This is a genomic window from Vibrio ziniensis, from assembly GCF_011064285.1.
Taxonomy (GTDB): Bacteria; Pseudomonadota; Gammaproteobacteria; order Enterobacterales; family Vibrionaceae; genus Vibrio; species Vibrio ziniensis.
In genome coordinates, this window is the sequence record NZ_CP049331.1 from 488,400 (window position 1) to 506,769 (window position 18,370).

General features: G+C 43.2%; 14 protein-coding genes and 1 pseudogene. 9 read left to right on the top strand and 6 right to left on the bottom strand.

The features are described 5' to 3' along the window. Positions 1-19 precede the first annotated feature (19 nt). From G5S32_RS02295 to hldE, 3 genes and pseudogenes are all read left to right on the top strand, one after another. The gene (locus G5S32_RS02295; RefSeq protein WP_165310291.1) at positions 20-1,276 is read left to right on the top strand and encodes a methyl-accepting chemotaxis protein; all 1,257 of its coding nucleotides are present in this window, start codon (positions 20-22) and stop codon (positions 1,274-1,276) included. 231 nt (positions 1,277-1,507) lie between these two features. Beyond that, positions 1,508-4,273, top strand: a pseudogene (gene glnE, locus G5S32_RS02300) (bifunctional [glutamate--ammonia ligase]-adenylyl-L-tyrosine phosphorylase/[glutamate--ammonia-ligase] adenylyltransferase); the annotation flags it as partial. Between the two features lie 69 nt (positions 4,274-4,342). After that, positions 4,343-5,773: a bifunctional D-glycero-beta-D-manno-heptose-7-phosphate kinase/D-glycero-beta-D-manno-heptose 1-phosphate adenylyltransferase HldE gene (gene hldE / locus G5S32_RS02305; RefSeq protein WP_165310293.1), complete on the top strand. Its 1,431-nt coding sequence runs from the start codon at positions 4,343-4,345 to the stop codon at positions 5,771-5,773. A 91-nt stretch (positions 5,774-5,864) separates the two neighbouring features. On the opposite strand, the gene tolC is transcribed toward hldE, so the two are convergent. Continuing rightward, positions 5,865-7,193 (bottom strand): outer membrane channel protein TolC, encoded by a 1,329-nt coding sequence (gene tolC, locus G5S32_RS02310; RefSeq protein ID WP_165310294.1) that lies wholly within the window; start codon positions 7,191-7,193, stop codon positions 5,865-5,867. Positions 7,194-7,440: 247 nt separating this feature from the next. On the opposite strand from tolC, the gene nudF reads away from it, so the two are divergent. The 6 genes from nudF (at position 7,441) to parC (ending at position 14,311) form a co-directional block, all read left to right on the top strand. Then, positions 7,441-8,070 (top strand): ADP-ribose diphosphatase, encoded by a 630-nt coding sequence (gene nudF, locus G5S32_RS02315; RefSeq protein WP_165310295.1) that lies wholly within the window; start codon positions 7,441-7,443, stop codon positions 8,068-8,070. Continuing rightward, positions 8,058-8,507, top strand: coding sequence for a DUF1249 family protein (locus tag G5S32_RS02320; protein ID WP_165310296.1), 450 nt, complete (start codon positions 8,058-8,060; stop codon positions 8,505-8,507). Before nudF ends, G5S32_RS02320 begins: the two co-directional genes overlap by 13 nt. Before the next feature lie 18 nt (positions 8,508-8,525). Then, the gene (gene cpdA, locus G5S32_RS02325) at positions 8,526-9,347 is read left to right on the top strand and encodes a 3',5'-cyclic-AMP phosphodiesterase (RefSeq protein ID WP_165310297.1); all 822 of its coding nucleotides are present in this window, start codon (positions 8,526-8,528) and stop codon (positions 9,345-9,347) included. Position 9,348: 1 nt separating this feature from the next. Further along, positions 9,349-9,936 (top strand): esterase YqiA, encoded by a 588-nt coding sequence (gene yqiA, locus G5S32_RS02330; protein WP_165310298.1) that lies wholly within the window; start codon positions 9,349-9,351, stop codon positions 9,934-9,936. Between the two features lie 211 nt (positions 9,937-10,147). Next, positions 10,148-12,028 (top strand): DNA topoisomerase IV subunit B, encoded by a 1,881-nt coding sequence (gene parE / locus G5S32_RS02335; protein WP_165310299.1) that lies wholly within the window; start codon positions 10,148-10,150, stop codon positions 12,026-12,028. A 3-nt stretch (positions 12,029-12,031) separates the two neighbouring features. Then, the gene (gene parC / locus G5S32_RS02340; protein WP_165310300.1) at positions 12,032-14,311 is read left to right on the top strand and encodes a DNA topoisomerase IV subunit A; all 2,280 of its coding nucleotides are present in this window, start codon (positions 12,032-12,034) and stop codon (positions 14,309-14,311) included. Between the two features lie 238 nt (positions 14,312-14,549). Here the strand turns inward: parC and yacG are convergent, their stop codons facing one another. The 5 genes from yacG to G5S32_RS02365 form a co-directional block, all read right to left on the bottom strand. Beyond that, entirely contained in the window at positions 14,550-14,753 is a 204-nt protein-coding gene (gene yacG / locus G5S32_RS02345) for a DNA gyrase inhibitor YacG (RefSeq protein ID WP_165310301.1), read from the bottom strand. Positions 14,754-14,798: 45 nt separating this feature from the next. After that, on the bottom strand, positions 14,799-15,539 hold the full coding sequence (gene zapD, locus G5S32_RS02350) for a cell division protein ZapD (RefSeq protein ID WP_165310302.1): 741 nt from the start codon (positions 15,537-15,539) through the stop codon (positions 14,799-14,801). 31 nt (positions 15,540-15,570) lie between these two features. Beyond that, positions 15,571-16,179: a dephospho-CoA kinase gene (coaE, locus tag G5S32_RS02355; RefSeq protein WP_165310303.1), complete on the bottom strand. Its 609-nt coding sequence runs from the start codon at positions 16,177-16,179 to the stop codon at positions 15,571-15,573. Between the two features lie 3 nt (positions 16,180-16,182). Then, positions 16,183-17,052 carry a prepilin peptidase gene (locus G5S32_RS02360; protein ID WP_165310304.1) on the bottom strand — a complete coding sequence of 290 codons (870 nt, stop codon included), beginning with the start codon at positions 17,050-17,052 and terminating at the stop codon, positions 16,183-16,185. 79 nt (positions 17,053-17,131) lie between these two features. After that, a complete protein-coding gene (locus tag G5S32_RS02365) occupies positions 17,132-18,358 on the bottom strand; it encodes a type II secretion system F family protein (RefSeq protein WP_165310305.1) in 1,227 nt (408 codons plus the stop codon). Positions 18,359-18,370 lie beyond the last annotated feature (12 nt).

Here is an 18,370-nt window from a genome sequence, read left to right on the forward strand (position 1 = left end):
ACATTGTGGAGGCATGACAATGACAACAATGGCATTTAAGCCATGGGAACGTGTAATAACCAACGTTCGCCTTGTTCCTAAAATGGTAATGCTGATGGCATTCAGTACATTACTGATCATTTGTAAACAGCTTTGGGATGCTAACACCTTTTATAACGCTCTTTTCTCCGCAACTCAAAACGCAGAAGTCGCACAAAAACATTACGATGATTATATAGTGCAAGTGATCTGGCAAACTGGCTTGATGATAGCTGTTTTTGTTGTGTTACTGCTTTTTGCTGCACGCGTAATGCTGCGACAAACACAATATCTGAGTGAGTCTATTAAACAGATGGCGCGTCGAGATTTGTCCGTTGTTATCAATATGGATTGTAAAGACGAGTATGGTGACGTGGCACGTGAGTTAGAAAAAACTCGTCTTCAATTGAAAGAACTGATTCTTGCTCAAGTAGATGCATCTCAAGAGCTTACCGCGATGACGGAAATCATGACACTGAGCATGTCTGAAACCAAAGAATCGGCTCAAGAAGAGTTTAATGAAATTGACCAGCTAGCCACAGCGATGAGTGAGATGTCATCGACGGTACAAACCGTTGCTGGACATGCTCAGAGTGCTTCTTCGTTGACAGAGAATGCCTCAAAGCAAGCTCAAACAGGTCAACGCTTTGTGAAAAGCACGGTTGGAAAAATGAGTGAACTATCAAAAGATATCTCTAAATCTGCTCAGGCTGTAAACCAAGTTGAAGAGCGAGTTGAGTCTATCAGTAGCGTTGTCGGTACGATTCAAAGTATCTCTGAGCAAACTAACTTGCTGGCTTTAAACGCAGCGATTGAAGCTGCGCGTGCGGGTGAAGCTGGACGTGGCTTCGCTGTAGTTGCCGATGAAGTTCGTAATCTGGCTCAGCGCACTCAGAAAGCGACCGTAGAAATACAAGAGATGATCTCTCAGCTTCAAAACAGTGCAAAGTCAGCAGTAGAGCTGATGGAAAAGAGTGTGGTAGAAGTGGCAGAAGGCGTAGAACTTGTGACAAATGCGGGTTCTGAGCTTGATGGCATCGTAGCGCAGGTTCAGCAAATTAATGACATGAACTTCCAAATTGCGACTGCTGCAGGTCAACAAAGCAGCGTAGCAGAAGAAATGAACCAAAACTTAACCAATGTGAGAGAGCTTGTTGAAGCGTCGGTTACTGTCGTAACAGAATTACTTGAAACGTCAGAAGTGATGCAGGCGAATGCTCAAGAATTAGACAGTAAAATCACTGAGTTTAAAGTTTAATCATTTATAATACACCATTAAGTCATGCATAAACGCCCACAATTCGCTTGTGGGCGTTTTTTATTACACTTAATTTGATATACCCTTCAATGAGTTTAGGTATAGTTACAGCACTTTTCTTAGAGCTATCTGCTTCAACAAGGACTAATCATGCCATTGCCATCTCTTCTTGACGATTATGCAACTCAACAGTTCATCCATTTGCTAGAGCAGCAGTCAGTGATTGCTCAATGGAGCAGTGAGCAGCAAACACAGCTAAAAACCGTTATCGGGCTGAGTAAGTTTGTCTATGAAACTTTGATGCGTGATGAAGCTTTGTGCCGTTCACTACCGGATATGCTTAACGACGGCTCTCGTTGTGAATTGTACCGAGAACGTCTTTTCGAACAGCTTTCAGCATGCACAGATGAAATCAGTGGATTACGTATTTTACGTCAGTTCCGTAACCGAGAAATGGTTTATATCGCGTGGCGTGATTTTCTTAATACCTGGTCGTTGGATGAGAGCTTCGAACATTTGTCTCAACTTGCGGAAGCGCTGATTTTTGAGACCTATCAATGGCAATACAAAGCTTGTTGTCAGGAGTGGGGAACTCCCTGTAATGCATTTGGTGAAGCTCAGCCGATGCTAATCATGGGGATGGGGAAATTAGGTGGTGGTGAACTGAATTTCTCTTCTGATATCGATCTGATTTTTACTTATCCCGAAAACGGTGAAACTCAGGGACATCGTCGTAGCATAGCCAACGCTCAGTTTTTTACTCGCCTAGGTCAGAGAATCATTAAGATGCTCGACCAACAAACTTTCGACGGCTTTTGCTACCGCGTTGATATGAGACTTCGTCCGTTTGGGGAAAGCGGCCCACTGGTCATGAGCTATGCAGCTTTAGAAGATTATTATCAGGAGCAGGGCAGAGATTGGGAACGTTATGCAATGGTGAAAGCCCGCGTTATGGGACGCGAAATGTATACCCAATACCAAGAGCTTCGACAAATGCTGCGTCCATTTGTATTTCGTCGTTATATCGATTTTAGCGCGATTCAGTCTCTTCGACGAATGAAGTCTATGATCAGCAGTGAAGTTCGACGCCGTGGACTCAGTAACAATATTAAGTTAGGTGCTGGCGGGATTCGAGAAATTGAATTTATCGCTCAGGTGTTCCAGTTGATTCGTGGCGGTCGTGAGCCAAGTTTGCGTCATCGTGGATTACTCGAAACTCTAGAAGCCATTGATGAATTGCAACTGCTGGAGAAAAAGGAAGTCGAGCATTTAAGAGAAGCGTATTATTTCTTACGCCGCCTTGAAAATCTACTTCAAGCCTTAGCTGACAAACAAACTCAAACATTGCCTGACAAAGCGGATGATCAACTGAGACTCGCTTTTGCTATGGGCTTTGAGTCTTGGAAAGCACTGGATAGTCAAGTTAAGCAACAGATGGCGAACGTGCATGCGGTGTTCTCTGCTCTGATTGGTGAAGAGGATGAGCAGGATGAAAGTACACTTGCTGCACATTTTCATGAGTTGTGGGATATGAGTCATAACCGAGAGTTGATTGAAAGCATTGTTGAGAATGAACTGGCTATGCAAGATGTACCAGAGATTGTCGATACTATCATTGGTTTTAAGGATGACTTAGCAAAACGTACTATTGGACCTAGAGGAAGAGAGGTTATTAACCGTTTGATGCCAAAGGTCTATCAGGCTATTTTCGATCATCCCGATGCTAAGTTTGGCTTATCAAGAGTACTCTCTTTACTACACAGTATTGCAACTCGTACTACTTATCTTGAGCTACTCGATGAACACCCTGCCGCACTAGTTCAGTTGGTTCGATTGTGTACCGCAAGTTCGATGATTTCTGAGCAACTTGCTCGTCACCCAATACTCCTTGATGAGTTGATTGATCCTCAACATCTCTATAATCCTATTCCTTTGGAAAGTTACAAGACGGAGTTGAGAGATTTCCTTGCTCGTATTCCTGAAGATGACATGGAGCAACAGATGGAGGCTCTGCGTCAGTTTAAGCAAATTTGTATTCTGAAAATTGCAGCCGCTGATATTGCAGATGTGTTGCCAGTGATGAAAGTGAGTGATCACTTAACTTATCTTGCAGAGGCGATTGTTGAGGCTGTTGTGAACCAAGCTTGGCTACAAGTAACGGCGAAATATGGTCAGCCAACTCACTTAAAAGATCGCGAAGGAAAAGGCTTTGCGGTGATTGGCTATGGCAAAGTCGGGGGGTGGGAGCTTGGTTATAACTCTGATCTCGATATTGTGTTTATGCATGACTGCCCCGTTAGCGCCTACACTGATGGTGTTAAAGAGATAGATGGTCGTCAGTTTTATCTTCGTTTGGCTCAACGTATTGTTCATATATTCTCAGTGAGAACGGCTTCTGGAATACTATACGAAGTAGACACACGTTTGAGGCCTTCAGGCGTTTCAGGTTTACTGGTTAGCCCAACGGAAGCGTTTGAAGATTACCAACGCCAAGATGCTTGGACTTGGGAACACCAGGCATTAGTAAGAGCACGTATGATTTATGGCGATGCCCCTTTACAAGAAGCTTTTGCACAGATACGGCATAACATTTTGTCTCTGCCTAGAGAAGAAGCAAAACTCAAGCAAGAGGTGGTGGATATGCGAATCAAAATGCGCGATCACCTCGGTGGTAAAAAGCCCGGTCGATTTATGATCAAACAAGACGAAGGCGGTATTACGGATATTGAATTTTTGGCTCAGTATTTGGTCTTACGTTTTAGCCATGAACAACCGAAGCTAACGCGATGGTCTGATAACGTGCGTATCTTTGAGTCTTTATTGATTCAAGGTGTTCTCGAAGAAGAACAAGCAATGGCGCTAACTCATGCTTATACGGCGATGCGAGATCAAATTCACCATCGCAATTTGGTCAATCAAGACGCAGATGTCGATGAAAGTAAGTTTGCCCATGAGCGAGAAGTTGTAAAACATGTTTGGAATCAGTGGCTAGGTTAATAATCTAACTATTAGACCCGTATAAGGCTGTGATAAACTCAGCTCAGAAACCGTTATTGGAGATCCATAATGAAACCAATCCTACCTGACTACAGTGATGCAGGGGTATTAATTATTGGCGACGTCATGCTTGATAGATACTGGCATGGTCCTACTGGTCGTATTTCACCAGAAGCCCCTGTACCCGTAGTAAAAGTAGAGAAAAACGAAGAGCGTCCGGGTGGTGCTGCTAACGTTGCAATGAACATTGCTTCACTAGGCGGTCATGCGCATCTCGTTGGTTTAACAGGGATTGATGAACCTGCTCAAGTATTAAGTGACAAGCTAACATCACTGAAAGTGTCATGTGATTTTGTTGCATTACCGGACTACCCAACGATTACAAAACTGCGTGTGTTAAGCCGTGGTCAGCAACTTATTCGTTTAGATTTTGAAGATAAGTTCGAAAACACTGATCCAGAATTAATTCTGTCGCGTATGGAATCTGCTCTGCCAAATGTACAAGCTGTTATTTTATCGGATTATGCGAAAGGCGCACTTGAGCATGTTCAGCTGTTTATTAAAAAAGCACGGGCAGCGAATATACCTGTATTCATTGATCCTAAAGGCGCAGACTTTGAACGTTACCGTGGCGCAACTTTGTTAACTCCGAATCTTTCTGAGTTTGAACATGTAGTCGGTAAAGTAAAATCGGATCAAGACTTAGCTGAAAAAGGCTTAAGTCTGATCGAAAAATACGATCTTGATGCTCTGCTAGTCACTCGTAGTGAACATGGTATGACACTGTTGCGTCGTGGCATGGAACCTTTCCACCTGCCAACTCAGGCAAAAGAAGTCTATGACGTGACAGGCGCTGGAGATACAGTCATTTCAGTATTGGCCTCTTCGGTTGCCGCAGGCAAGCCTTTAGACGAAGCGTGTGCGTTAGCAAACGCAGCTGCAGGGGTTGTAGTAGGTAAACTGGGCACTTCAACAGTCTCTACCATTGAATTGGCTGAAGCTATTCACGGTAGCAGAGATACTGACTACGGTGTAATCGGCGAACAAGCACTGATTGAAGCGGTACGAAAAGCACAAGCGCGTGGTGAGAAAGTTGTAATGACTAATGGTTGTTTCGATATTCTTCATGCAGGGCATGTTTCGTATCTGAACCATGCTGGTGAACTGGGCGACCGTCTAATTGTTGCTGTTAATACCGATGAATCAGTAAAACGTTTGAAAGGTCCTGGTCGACCTGTCAACCCAACGGATCGTCGTATGGCTGTATTGGCTGGTCTTGGCGCTGTTGATTGGGTTGTCCCATTCAGTGAAGACACACCACAACGTTTGATTTCAGAAGTTCTTCCTGACTTATTAGTTAAAGGTGGCGATTACAAACCAGAAGATATTGCTGGTGGTAAAGAGGTAATTGCTGCGGGCGGAGAAGTCAAAGTCCTTAACTTTGAGGACGGTTGCTCAACGACAGAAATCATTGAAGCGATTAAAGGTGGTAGAGGCTAAATAGTCTTTACTGCTACCCGAAATTTTGAGAAATAAAAAACGCCAGCATGCTGGCGTTTTTTATATCAGTAAAATCAAAGTACTATCAATATTACTTAGTCTTTGTTGATTTTGCTGCTTTTAGGCCACTGTTGATATCAAGAATATCTTGTTCAGATAGAGAACCCACCGCTTGGCGTAGCTGCAATACACTTAAGATATATTCGTAACGAGCCGTTGATAGGTTTTTGTTTGCGTTGTACAAGCTACGAGTAGAATCAAGTACGTCCACAATGGTACGAGTACCTACATCAAAACCTGCTTCTGTTGCTTCTAGCGCTGATTTAGCAGAAATTACTGACTGTTCATAAGCGCGTAATGCACCGATTGAAGCATTGATGTTGTTGTTATTGGCACGAACTGCTTTGATCACACTGCGGTAAGATGCTTCCAAATCTTGGCTAGCTGCTACATATGCGAACTCAGCTTGTTTAGTTTTCGAACTGACGCTACCACCTGTGTAAAGTGGTACAGATAGATTGATTCCGATACTTAAGTCGTTGTATGCCTCACCGATATAGGAACTAGAATCTTCGTTGTTTTCTTTACCGAAGGCATAACCACCATCAAGGGTTAGTGATGGTAGGTGACCTGAACTCGCTAATGAAATACTGTCTTTAGCTACATCTTGAGCTATACGTGATGACAGCAAAGTTAAGTTCTTTTGCTGGGCTTCTTCAACTAATGCATCCATTGAAGCTGCTGAAGGGCTAGCAGAAAAACGATTGGTATCTAGAACACTTAAATCTTTATGATCTTGACCAGTAATCTCACGTAATGACTCATAGCTGTTGATCAATGTGTTTTCAGCAAGCACTTCGTCAGCCAGTACGCTGTCGTACTGTGCTTGAGCATCATGTACGTCAGTAATCGCAGATAGGCCTACTTCAAAGCGTTGCTTAGTTTGTTCTAATTGACGACCTACTGCTGCTTTCTCTGCACGAACAAACTCTAGGCTGTCTTGTGCACTCAGTACTGAGAAATAAGCTTGAGCCACTCGCAGAATAAGAGATTGTTGAACTACAGCATATTGTGCATCTGCTTGGCGAGCTTGTTTCTCTGCAGTATCGAGTGTTACCCAGCTAGAGCGGTTGTATAGTTCTTGTGAGAAACTGATGCCCGCAGTGAGTTTGTCACTGTCACGTTTGTCATAGTCACTGCTGTTAATGTTGTAACCCGCAGTTAAGTTAATTTGTGGTAGTAAGCTACTACGACTTGAAGTTACTGCTTCAAATGCAGCGTCACGTTGTGCCGCTGCGCTCAATAATTGAGGATCATTTTGTTTCGCCTGATCGTATATTTGAGCAAGATCGTCAGCCGATACTGCAGCACTAAAGCTGCCAAGAGCTACGCTAATAAATACTGGAAGCAGTTTTTTCATTGGTCCTATTCCTGCCTATTATGATGTGAGAGGGCTTTTCGAGAGTTTACCGAATTCGGTTGTAATTTACTCGAAACTTTGCACTTTTTTACACTTAACTATCCATGTGTGCAATATAAAATTTATTTCACTTAAAAAAATATATAATTTTTATATGAAAAGTTGAGCAATGTCCTTGGAAGTCGCCTGTTACCACGAGTAAACTAAGCTATTTAAACCGCCCTTTATAATTATAGGGAGATCTCAAATGTCACAACCTGGTAGACCAGTCAGTGAGTTTACACCTCAGGATATTGAAATCGTTTCAAAAGAGACTCTATTTCAAGGTTTCTTCCGTATGGTGAAATATCGGTTCAAACATAAGCTTTTTCAAGGCGGGTGGAGTGAACCTATTGAGCGTGAACTTTTCGAGAGAGGCCATGCTGCTGCATTACTGCCTTATGATGTCGTTCGAGATCAAGTGGTTATTATTGAACAAATTCGAGTTGGAACACTCGAACAAAAACGACCTTGGCAATTAGAAATTGTTGCTGGCATTATCGATCGTGACGAAAGTGCACTTGACGTTGTAAGAAGAGAAGCGGTTGAAGAGGCCGGTGTTGAAATCGGACGAATTGAAACGGTAACCTCTTATTATCCTTCAGCTGGTGGATGTTCTGAAAAATTAGATGTTTACGTCGGTGAAGTTGATTCCTCACAAGCAAAAGGTATTCATGGTTTAGACTATGAAGGTGAGGATATTAAAGTACATGTAATGAGCCGCCAGCAGGCTTATCAGTTGGTAAAAGATGGTGTCATTGAAAATGGTGCTTCTATTATTGCATTACAGTGGTTAGAACTGAATTACGAGAATTTGAGAACCGAATGGCTGAAGTAATGGTGAAAAGACCATATCACGTAGATCTAAAAGAACTGATGCGAGTTTATGAAACAAACTACGCTAAGTTAAACGCTTTGCTGCCAACTCAGCCGAGTGTTGATGATTTACGTTGCTATCAAGCTGCCCAAATGACATATCAACTTCAAGTGCTAGAAGTCACAAAGTACACAACTTTGGTGGAGATCTGTCAAAGTGATGATATTTCAGTGTTTCCATTACCAACCATGTCTGTCAGGCTGTACCACGACGCTCGTGTAGCAGAAGTGCATACTAGTGATCATCTCAGTAGGATAAAAGCTCGCCATGACTATCCGAACGAGAAAATGGTACAAAAAGACGAAAAGGCACAAATTAATCGTTTCTTAGGTGATTGGCTAACTTTCTGTTTGAAACATGGAATTAGCCGACAACCGATTAATTTTAGTCATCCATAATAGTTAGGTTTATCGAATTTGAACGTGTCGCTCAGTATAGACAATCCAGATAGCATAAAGCTTGTACAGATAACGGATACACATTTATTCGCGCCCGATGACGGCTGCTTGCTCAGCGTTAATACCGCCGACAGCTTTCGCGCAGTAGTTAAAGAGATTTGTGCCAAGCAAATACAGTATGACGCCATCCTCGCAACTGGTGATATTTCTCAGGATCATAGTGCTGAATCGTATCAGCGCTTTTCTGATGGTATTCAATTGTTGAAAAAAGACTGCTTCTGGTTACCTGGAAATCACGACTATAAACCCAATATGGGGGGGGTATTACCCTCGCCACAGATTCGCACTGCTGAACATGTATTGCTTGGTGAACACTGGCAGATGGTATTGCTTGATTCTCAAGTCGTCGGTGTTCCTCATGGTCGTTTGAGCGACCATCAGTTGGTTCTATTAGAAGAGAAGCTGGCTCAGCATCCTGAACGATATACTTTGGTTCTTCTGCATCATCATCCTTTGTTGGTTGGAAGTGCATGGCTTGACCAACACACTTTGAAAGACAGTGAATCATTTTGGGATGTGGTGAAGTGCCACACCAATGTGAAAGCTGTATTGTGTGGTCACGTGCATCAGAATATGGATAAAGAACACTTAGGCGTTAGAGTGATGGCAACGCCTTCGACTTGCGTACAATTTAAGCCTAACTCGAATGAATTTGCGCTAGATAAAACATCACCAGGTTGGCGTGAGCTAGAGTTATGCTCAGATGGTTCGGTTATTAGCGCAGTAAAACGCTTACCTAATGGTGTTTTCCAACCAGATTTTGATGCTAGTGGATACTGATATGTCAAAACGTCCAACACTTCTGCTTTATATTCATGGCTTTAACAGTTCACCTTTGTCGCACAAAGCGCAAGTCATGAGTGAATATTGCCGAAATTATCGTCCTGATATTAAAGTTGTTGTTCCAAAATTGCCAAGTTACCCTGCTCAAGCAGCAAAGCATCTTCTTGATGTGGTTAATCAATATAAAAATGATTACCAAATTGGTTTAGTTGGAAGTTCGTTAGGCGGCTATCTATCAACTTGGCTAAATGCCCAGTTTGGTTTTCCCGCGGTGTTAGTCAATCCTGCGGTCAAACCTTATGAACTTTTAGCAGACTTTCTTGGGGAGCAAGAGAATCCTTATACCCAAGAGCGTTACGTTTTGGATGAGTCCCATATTCAAGAGTTGAAAGAGTTGGATGTTCCTGTATTGAAATCACCGCAAGATTTTTGGTTGCTACAACAGACAGAAGATGAAGTACTCGATTACCGCCAAGCTGTTGAAAAGTACACCGACTCAAAGCAGACGGTGGAAGAGGGGGGGGACCACAGTTTTATTGATTTTGAACGTTATCCTGCCCAAATCATCGAGTTCTTAGACTTGTAGCCTTTTCATTGGGGTTAGAGTCATAATTTTGCTCGTCACTGACTGATGTCTCTTGACATCGGTCGCTCTCTTCCAGAGTATGTTCCTCTTAGACTTTTCTCGTTTAAGTGTTAAAAAACACGTTAATTCTTGACTTATTGTTAGAAAAATAAAGCGTTAATAAACGAGATGTAAAGTTACCAATTATTTATCGATAAAAGCATTACATATTATGACAGAGCAATATAATGCTGGAGCCATTGAAGTCCTTAATGGCTTAGAACCAGTGCGTCGCAGGCCTGGGATGTACACGGATACAACGCGCCCAAACCACCTTGGACAAGAGGTGATCGACAACAGTGTCGATGAAGCGTTGGCCGGACATGCCACAAAGGTTCAGGTGATCCTACATGCCGATCAATCTCTAGAAGTGATTGATGATGGTCGGGGGATGCCTGTAGATATTCACCCAGAAGAAAAAATTTCTGGTGTAGAGCTTATTTTCTGTAAGCTCCACGCTGGTGGTAAGTTCTCCAACAAAAACTACCAATTTTCAGGTGGTCTACACGGTGTAGGTATCTCGGTCGTAAACGCGCTTTCTAAGCGTGTGGAAGTGGCAGTGCGTCGCGACGGTCAAATTTATGAAATTGCTTTCGAACACGGTAACAAAGTTTCTGATCTTACTGTGACGGGGACTTGTGGTCGCCGTAATCGTGGTACTAGCGTCCATTTCTGGCCTGATAGCTCTTATTTCGATTACTCCAACTTCTCTGTATCTCGTTTAGTCAACAACTTGCGTGCAAAAGCGGTGCTGTGCCCAGGGCTTGAAATCACTTTTAGCGACAAGGTGAATGACAAAGAGTACCGCTGGTTTTATGAAGATGGTTTAAAAGACTATTTAATTGAAGGCATTAAAGATTCGGTAGTATTACCGGAAGAGCCATTCACGGGGGCATTTAGCGCTGAAACTGAAGCCGTCACATGGGCTGTTATTTGGCTACCTGAAGGTGGTGAGTTAATCACGGAAAGTTACGCTAACTTGATCCCAACGGCTCAAGGCGGGACACATGTCAATGGATTACGTCAGGGCTTATTAGATGCTATGCGTGAGTTCTGCGAATTCCGCAATTTGCTTCCACGTGGTATGAAACTCACAGGCGAAGATGTTTTTGACCGTTGTGCGTATGTTCTTTCGGTGAAAATGCAAGATCCACAGTTTGCTAGCCAAACCAAAGAGCGTCTCTCTTCTCGCCAAACGGCAGCTTTCGTTTCTGGTGTTGTGAAAGACTCGTTCAGTTTATGGCTGAATGAAAAACCACAGCTTGCCGAGCAATTAGCCGAAGTCTGTATTGCAAATGCTCACAGCCGTATGCGAGCGAGCAAAAAAGTCGTACGTAAGAAAGTGGCTTCAGGTCCTGCATTGCCGGGTAAGCTGACCGATTGTTCAGTACAAGATCTTAACCGCACTGAAATCTTCTTCGTGGAAGGGGACTCTGCGGGCGGTAGTGCTAAGCAAGCTCGTGACCGTGAGTTTCAAGCGGTAATGCCTCTGCGTGGTAAAATTTTGAATACTTGGGAAGTTTCTGCTGATCAGGTTCTTGCTTCTCAAGAAGTTCACGATATCTCAGTTGCTTTGGGCATTGACCCAGATAGCGATGACTTAAGCGGATTACGCTATGGTAAAATTTGTATTCTTGCCGATGCGGACTCGGATGGTCTTCATATCGCAACACTGTTGTGTGCCCTATTTACTAAGCACTTCCAAGCGTTGACTAAAGCTGGCCATATCTATGTTGCTATGCCACCTCTCTATCGTATCGATTGCGGTAAAGAAGTTTTCTACGCGTTAGATGACGCAGAGAAAGATGGTATTTTGGAACGACTAAGCCAGAAGAAAGCCAAGATTAACGTTCAGCGATTCAAAGGATTGGGTGAAATGAACCCACTTCAATTGCGTGAAACGACGATGGATCCGAACACTCGCCGTTTAGTTCAGCTCACTATTGATGATGAGAGTGCAACTGACGAGATGATGGACATGCTACTAGGCAAGAAACGTGCAGATGACCGCCGTACTTGGCTACAAAGCAATGGCGATTTGGCTGAGGTGTAATGAATGACGACTGAAATTAATTTCGAGGGCGTTGAACAGCTTCCAATGCGTAAGTTTACGGAAGATGCTTACCTCAACTACTCGATGTACGTAATCATGGACCGTGCCTTGCCATACATTGGCGATGGTTTAAAACCGGTTCAACGACGCATTATTTATGCAATGTCGGAGCTTGGGCTTTCTGCTGCAGCAAAATACAAAAAATCGGCACGTACCGTTGGTGACGTATTAGGTAAATACCACCCGCACGGCGACTCTGCGTGTTATGAAGCGATGGTATTAATGGCTCAGCCGTTCTCTTACCGTTACCCACTGGTTGATGGTCAAGGTAACTGGGGTGCGCCAGATGACCCGAAATCTTTTGCGGCAATGCGTTATACAGAAGCGAAATTGTCGAAGTTTGCTGAAGTATTGTTAGGCGAACTTGGCCAAGGTAACGTTGATTGGCAACCAAACTTTGATGGCACAATGAAAGAGCCACAAATGCTGCCAGCGCGTCTACCGCACATCTTACTTAACGGTGTTACGGGAATCGCGGTTGGTATGGCGACAGATATTCCGCCACACAACGTACGCGAAATTGCCGATGCGACTATCCACCTTATCGATAATCCGAGTTCAGAACTCTCTGAAGTGATGCAATTTGTGAAAGGACCGGATTACCCGACTGAAGCGGAAATCATTTCTCCTAAAGATGAGTTGGAAAAAATCTATCGTACCGGTCGTGGTAGTATCAAAGCTCGTGCTATTTGGCACAAAGAAGGCTCTGATATCGTTATCACCGCCCTGCCACACCAAGTGTCTGGTGCAAAACTTCTGGAACAAATAGCAAACCAGATGCGTGCCAAGAAACTACCGATGGTTGATGACTTACGTGACGAGTCTGATCATGAAAACCCGACTCGTATCGTTATCGTGCCACGCTCAAACCGTGTCGATTGTGACTTGTTAATGAGCCATCTGTTTGCTTCTACCGATTTAGAAAAAAGCTTCCGTGTAAACCTGAACATGATTGGTCTAGACAATCGTCCTCAGGTGAAAGGCTTAGTTAATATTCTAAGTGAGTGGATCGAATTCCGTCGTAACACTGTTCGTCGTCGTTTGCAGTTCCGTCTTAATAAAGTGATGGATCGTTTACATATCTTGGAAGGTTTGTTAGTTGCTTACCTAAACCTTGATGAAGTGATTGAGATCATCCGTACTGAAGATGATCCAAAAGCGGTCTTGATGGCTCGTTTCGGTATCACTGATATTCAAGCGGATGCGATTCTAGACACTAGACTTCGTAACTTAGCGAAACTGGAAGAGATGAAGATCCGTGGTGAACAAGATGAACTGGAGAAAGAACGCAAGAAACTTGAAGAGTTGCTGGGTTCTGAACGTCGTCTCAACACACTGCTGAAGAAAGAGATCAAAGCTGATGCTGAGAAGTACGGTGATGATCGTCGATCACCATTGGTTGAGCGTGAAGAAGCAAAAGCGCTGACTGAGCGTGATCTGATGCCAAGTGAATTGATCACTGTTGTGTTGTCTGAAAAAGGTTGGATTCGTCATGCGAAAGGGCATGATGTGGATGGTAACAGCCTAAGCTATAAAGCCGGTGATGCTTACTTAGCTCAAGCGAGTGGTAAGAGTAACCAGCAAGCTGTCTTCTTTGGTAGCGATGGTCGCAGTTACTCACTTGAGTCACATACTTTGCCGTCTGCTCGTGGTCAGGGCGAACCGCTAACCGGCCGATTGAACGTTGCGGAAGGTACAACCATCCGTCAGGTCATCATGGGCGAAGAAGATCAGTTATGGCTTGTAGGCTCTGACGCAGGTTATGGCTTTGTGTGTAAAGGTACTGATCTTCTGTCTAAGAACCGTAGCGGTAAAGCACTGGTAACCTTGCCTGAAAACTCAGAGATTATGACGCCACAAGCCATAAGTGATCTGGATAGTGATGAGATCCTTACCATTACCAACTTGGGACGCATGTTGTTGTTCCCAATTAAAGATCTGCCTCAGTTAGGCAAAGGTAAAGGTAACAAGATCATCAATATTCCGGCTGCGAAATCGAAGTCTCGTGAAGAAGTTGTGTCTCATCTGATTGCATTACCAAGTGGCGCGTCGGTCACTTTGTATGCAGGTAAGCGTAAGCTTGGTCTGAAACCGAGTGATCTCGATAACTTCCGTGGTGAACGTGGTCGTCGTGGTGGGTTACTGCCAAGAGGATTGCAGCGCGTGACCGATATTGAAATTGACGCTTCAAATGCAGAATCTAACTCAGATTCTGAAGAGTAATACCATTCTGGAAAATTTCCTGATCAGTGAATGGACGTCGATAAGCAAACCCTCCGAGCCATGGATGGCTCGGCGGAGCTTCAGGGACGAATGAATGCGCGTTTGCGTTTGACGCCCATTCGCTGCTCGCCGATGCTCATTCTGATCATATTTTTATCTAGGATGGTATAATTTTGACAAATATTAGTAAAAAGCCCCGATATTCGGGGCTTTTTTATGGTTCAAATCCAATCTGAAATTAAGAGTGATGCTCTTCTGACCATCCGTCTGAGTCAGACATATCAGGTGCGCCTGCGATGGCATTTTCTTCATCAGCCCATTCACCGAAATCGATCATTTGGCATTTCTTGCTGCAAAAAGGGCGATGAGGGCTTTGCTCACTCCATATTACATCTTGTTTGCATTGAGGGCATTTCACCAAAGTAGGCTTTTGGGACGACATCTGGATTTCCTATTAATGATGGTTTGTGTGCTAAGAATGATTCGCTTAGCAGCACACAGCAAGGTCAAAGGGTATCTCTTCCGAGCTTGCTTGCCCAGTTTTAAAGTCGATAAATTTAATCGCAAAGCGATTTTTATGCCCTGAGATCATTGGGTAGACACCGTATTCGAGCGGAATTGACAGGCGTAGGATATTGGCATCTTCAGCATCGCTTTGGAAAAATCCTGATTGAGCAATGCGAGGTTTAAATGTGCCAGTTTCACGAGTGAGTTTAAGCCAAAGAGTTAATGCATCTAACAACGGTTTTAACGTGCTCATCCATTTATTGGCGTCTTGCGACTTTTTCTCTAGTGATAAATGTAGCCAGTAATGCAAAGCCGGAAGATCAAAACAACACGAGCCGCCAGGAAGGTTAAAACGCTGTCGAATAGCAGACAGGAAGCGATCTTCCTTTAACGATTGTCCAAAACGGTCTGCGCTCATTAGGTTACGATGAACGTCATCGACTTCATTAAGCAGTGTTGTCAGCATGTTTTGATCTACACCGTCGACATTCAGCCAACTACGATAGGTGAGGCGCTGCTTTTCGATATCTTTTGCTAGTTCACTCTTTAGCTGTATTTGCTCGAAGATTTCGAGCAGATCGAACAGAGAGCGGAAAAATAACTGGTGCTGAATACTGTCAGCAAAGGCTGATGCTTTTTCCATCTGGTGCAGTAAAGCTTCAACTCGTAAGTAAATACGTGTCTTTTCATTCAGAGGGTGTTCAAACTTGTGTGTTGTCATCAGATTTGCCTTGCGTCCTTTCGGTTTATTCTCACAGATTTTTACGGCTGATGGCTAGGTACTTTTTGTGTAATTCTGTGATTTGAGGCAAAAGTTTCTGGTTTTTTGCATTATTTTTAATCACATCATCGGCAATGGCTAAACGTTGTTCACGAGTAGCTTGTGCCGCTAGGATAGATTTGGCCTGTTCCATAGGTACTTTATCTCGACTCATTGCCCTTTCAATTTGTGTTTCTTCATCCACATCAACCACTAAAACTCGATCAGCCATATGCTGTAAGTTGTTCTCGGTAAGTAAAGGAACCACCAGTAACGCATAGGGTGAAGTGACCTGTTTCAGTTTTTGCTCCATTCGTTGACGAATCATCGGATGAAGTAACTGGTTTACCCAAGCTTTTTCATTTTCATTGGCAAAGATTCGCTTTCGAAGTTCGGCTCGGTTTAGTTCACTATCTGCGGTTAATATTTCATCGCCAAAGTGCTGATGAATAGCTTGTAGTCCTTCACTGCCTTTTTCTACGACTTGGCGAGCGATAACATCCGCATCAACAATCTCAATGCCGAATTGGTCATGAAACAGATTGGCAACTGTCGTCTTTCCGCTTGCGATACCACCGGTGAGTCCGATTATTAATGCCATTGTTTAGTACCCCAATAGGTAAGCGTAGTATCTATCAATAATCTGGTTTCCCCACAATAAAGCTATCCATCCAGCAATCGCAATGTAAGGCCCAAATGGAAAAGCTTTATCAATACCTTGTTTTTTCAATCGCAATTGAATAATACCGAACACAAGACCCACAAGAGATGAAAGCAGAATTATCAATGGTAATAACTGCCAGCCTAACCAAGCCCCAAGAGCTGCAAGTAGTTTAAAATCGCCGTATCCCATCCCTTCTTTGCCCGTTGCGAGCTTGAAACCCCAATATACAGACCAAAGAGCTAAGTAACCCGCAATAGCGCCAATAATGGCATCTTGTAAAGAGACAGAGCTAATACCTATAAGTGAAAGAGCGATGCCTCCCCAAAGTAGCGGCAGAGTGAGTTGGTCCGGCAACAACATGGTATCTAAATCGATAAAGGTTCCGGCAATAAGGACATAGCTGAAAAACAGCAAGGCAATAGTGAAATAGCTAAAACCAAAGTGTTGTGCAACAACAAAGCTGATAGCAGCCGTTAGCAGCTCAATCAAAGGATAACGAGCACTGATGGATGTTTGACAGTGAGCGCATTTACCACGTAAAACTAACCAGCTAATAACAGGAATATTGTCGATAATACGTAGTGGCGTGTTGCAACTAGGGCAGGTTGAACGCGGTGTGCTTAGTGTCAGTTTGCCTTCTGGTGGTTGAATATTGGATTCAGGAAAGTAGTCAACACATTCCTGACGCCATTCACGTTCCATGATTTTCGGCAGTCGGTAAATCACTACGTTAAGAAAACTGCCAATAATTAAACCAAGAAGGGAGGCAAATGCTACGAAAAGCCAAGGATAGTAGTCAAAAATTTCCATTTATTTGCTCATTTGCCGCAGTGAAATCGAGGGTAATCATTAAATAACTAAGCTGTTGAATGCGTTAATGATGATTATATTACCCCAACACACTCATTAAGTTAAAGATTGGCAAATACATTGCTATAACTAATCCACCAACCACCACACCTAGAAACAAAATGAGCAGTGGTTCGAGAATTTTACCCAGATTATCGACGGTATTGTCGACTTCAAGCTCGTAAATTGAAGCAATTTTATTCAACATCTCATCGAGTTTTCCAGATTCTTCGCCAATCATCACCATCTGCAGAACCATTTCGGGAAAGGCTTCCGTGTTTCGCATTGCGATATGCATGGGCATTCCTGATGCGATGTCGTTCTGAACCTCATCTATAGCGTATTCAAAATATACAATACCAGCGGTTTTAGCGGTTGTTTTCAAACCGGAAAGAATCGGAATGCCAGAGCTGAAACTAGTGGCAAGAGTACGACTAAATTTGGCTATAGCGGCTTTGGTTAGTACTGCGCCAAGAACAGGACATTTCAGACCAAATCGGCTGGTTTTTAGCCGAAATGCTAATGATTTTTGTCTTACTGTGCGAAATACTATAAACGATAGAATCAGGATAAAAACGATGACTAGGCTATAAGTTTGAATTGCGTGCGAGAGTTTTAATACCTGTTGAGTGAACCATGGAAGTTCCGCCCCCAAATTACTGAACATAGACTCGAATTCTGGAATTACTAAAGTGAGCATCAGGTAAGAAACGCCTAATGCAACTAATAGGACGGTTATAGGATAAATTAAAGCTTTAATGACTTTTGATTTTAACTCTTCACTTTTTTCTCGATAAGTTGCTAGACGATCAAAAATACCAGCTAAATTGCCTACTTGCTCACCAGTTTTAACTAAATCAATGTACAGAGAATCAAAGTAAGTACTAGTGTTACGCAAGGTTTTTGAAATAGGGGTACCACTTTCAACACCTTGCGATATTAGTGATAACACCAACTTCATTTCCACTTTACTGTGATGAGAAGCAATGATCTTTAACGCCTGCACTAACGGAACTCCGGTGGTTAGCATTGTTGATAGCTGGCGGGTGAGTAGAGTAATGTCTTTAGCTCTTATCCTGTGAAACAGGCGAGTAAATACGGATATGCGGTATTTTTTGGTTTTTCTAACTTGAATGTGTTGCTCAGAGAGTTTCTTGCGGACGTCGTTTTCTGTCATGGCTAGTATTCGCCCAGAGACTCTTTTTCCGTGGCAGTTTATGCCTTTCCAAACAAAGTTACTGAGTTGCGGAGTAGAGCGTTGCCTCATATCAAAAGACTC

Excerpts from the sequence above, each read along its gene's own strand:
- G5S32_RS02360 (WP_165310304.1), bottom strand. The coding sequence starts at position 17,052 with ATGGAAATTTTTGACTACTATCCTTGGCTTTTCGTAGCATTTGCCTCC.
- yacG (WP_165310301.1), bottom strand. The coding sequence starts at position 14,753 with ATGTCGTCCCAAAAGCCTACTTTGGTGAAATGCCCTCAATGCAAACAA.
- coaE (WP_165310303.1), bottom strand. The coding sequence starts at position 16,179 with ATGGCATTAATAATCGGACTCACCGGTGGTATCGCAAGCGGAAAGACG.
- G5S32_RS02295 (WP_165310291.1), top strand. The coding sequence starts at position 20 with ATGACAACAATGGCATTTAAGCCATGGGAACGTGTAATAACCAACGTT.
- nudF (WP_165310295.1), top strand. The coding sequence starts at position 7,441 with ATGTCACAACCTGGTAGACCAGTCAGTGAGTTTACACCTCAGGATATT.
- parC (WP_165310300.1), top strand. The coding sequence starts at position 12,032 with ATGACGACTGAAATTAATTTCGAGGGCGTTGAACAGCTTCCAATGCGT.
- parE (WP_165310299.1), top strand. The coding sequence starts at position 10,148 with ATGACAGAGCAATATAATGCTGGAGCCATTGAAGTCCTTAATGGCTTA.
- G5S32_RS02365 (WP_165310305.1), bottom strand. The coding sequence starts at position 18,358 with ATGAGGCAACGCTCTACTCCGCAACTCAGTAACTTTGTTTGGAAAGGC.
- tolC (WP_165310294.1), bottom strand. The coding sequence starts at position 7,193 with ATGAAAAAACTGCTTCCAGTATTTATTAGCGTAGCTCTTGGCAGCTTT.
- yqiA (WP_165310298.1), top strand. The coding sequence starts at position 9,349 with ATGTCAAAACGTCCAACACTTCTGCTTTATATTCATGGCTTTAACAGT.
- zapD (WP_165310302.1), bottom strand. The coding sequence starts at position 15,539 with ATGACAACACACAAGTTTGAACACCCTCTGAATGAAAAGACACGTATT.
- hldE (WP_165310293.1), top strand. The coding sequence starts at position 4,343 with ATGAAACCAATCCTACCTGACTACAGTGATGCAGGGGTATTAATTATT.
- G5S32_RS02320 (WP_165310296.1), top strand. The coding sequence starts at position 8,058 with ATGGCTGAAGTAATGGTGAAAAGACCATATCACGTAGATCTAAAAGAA.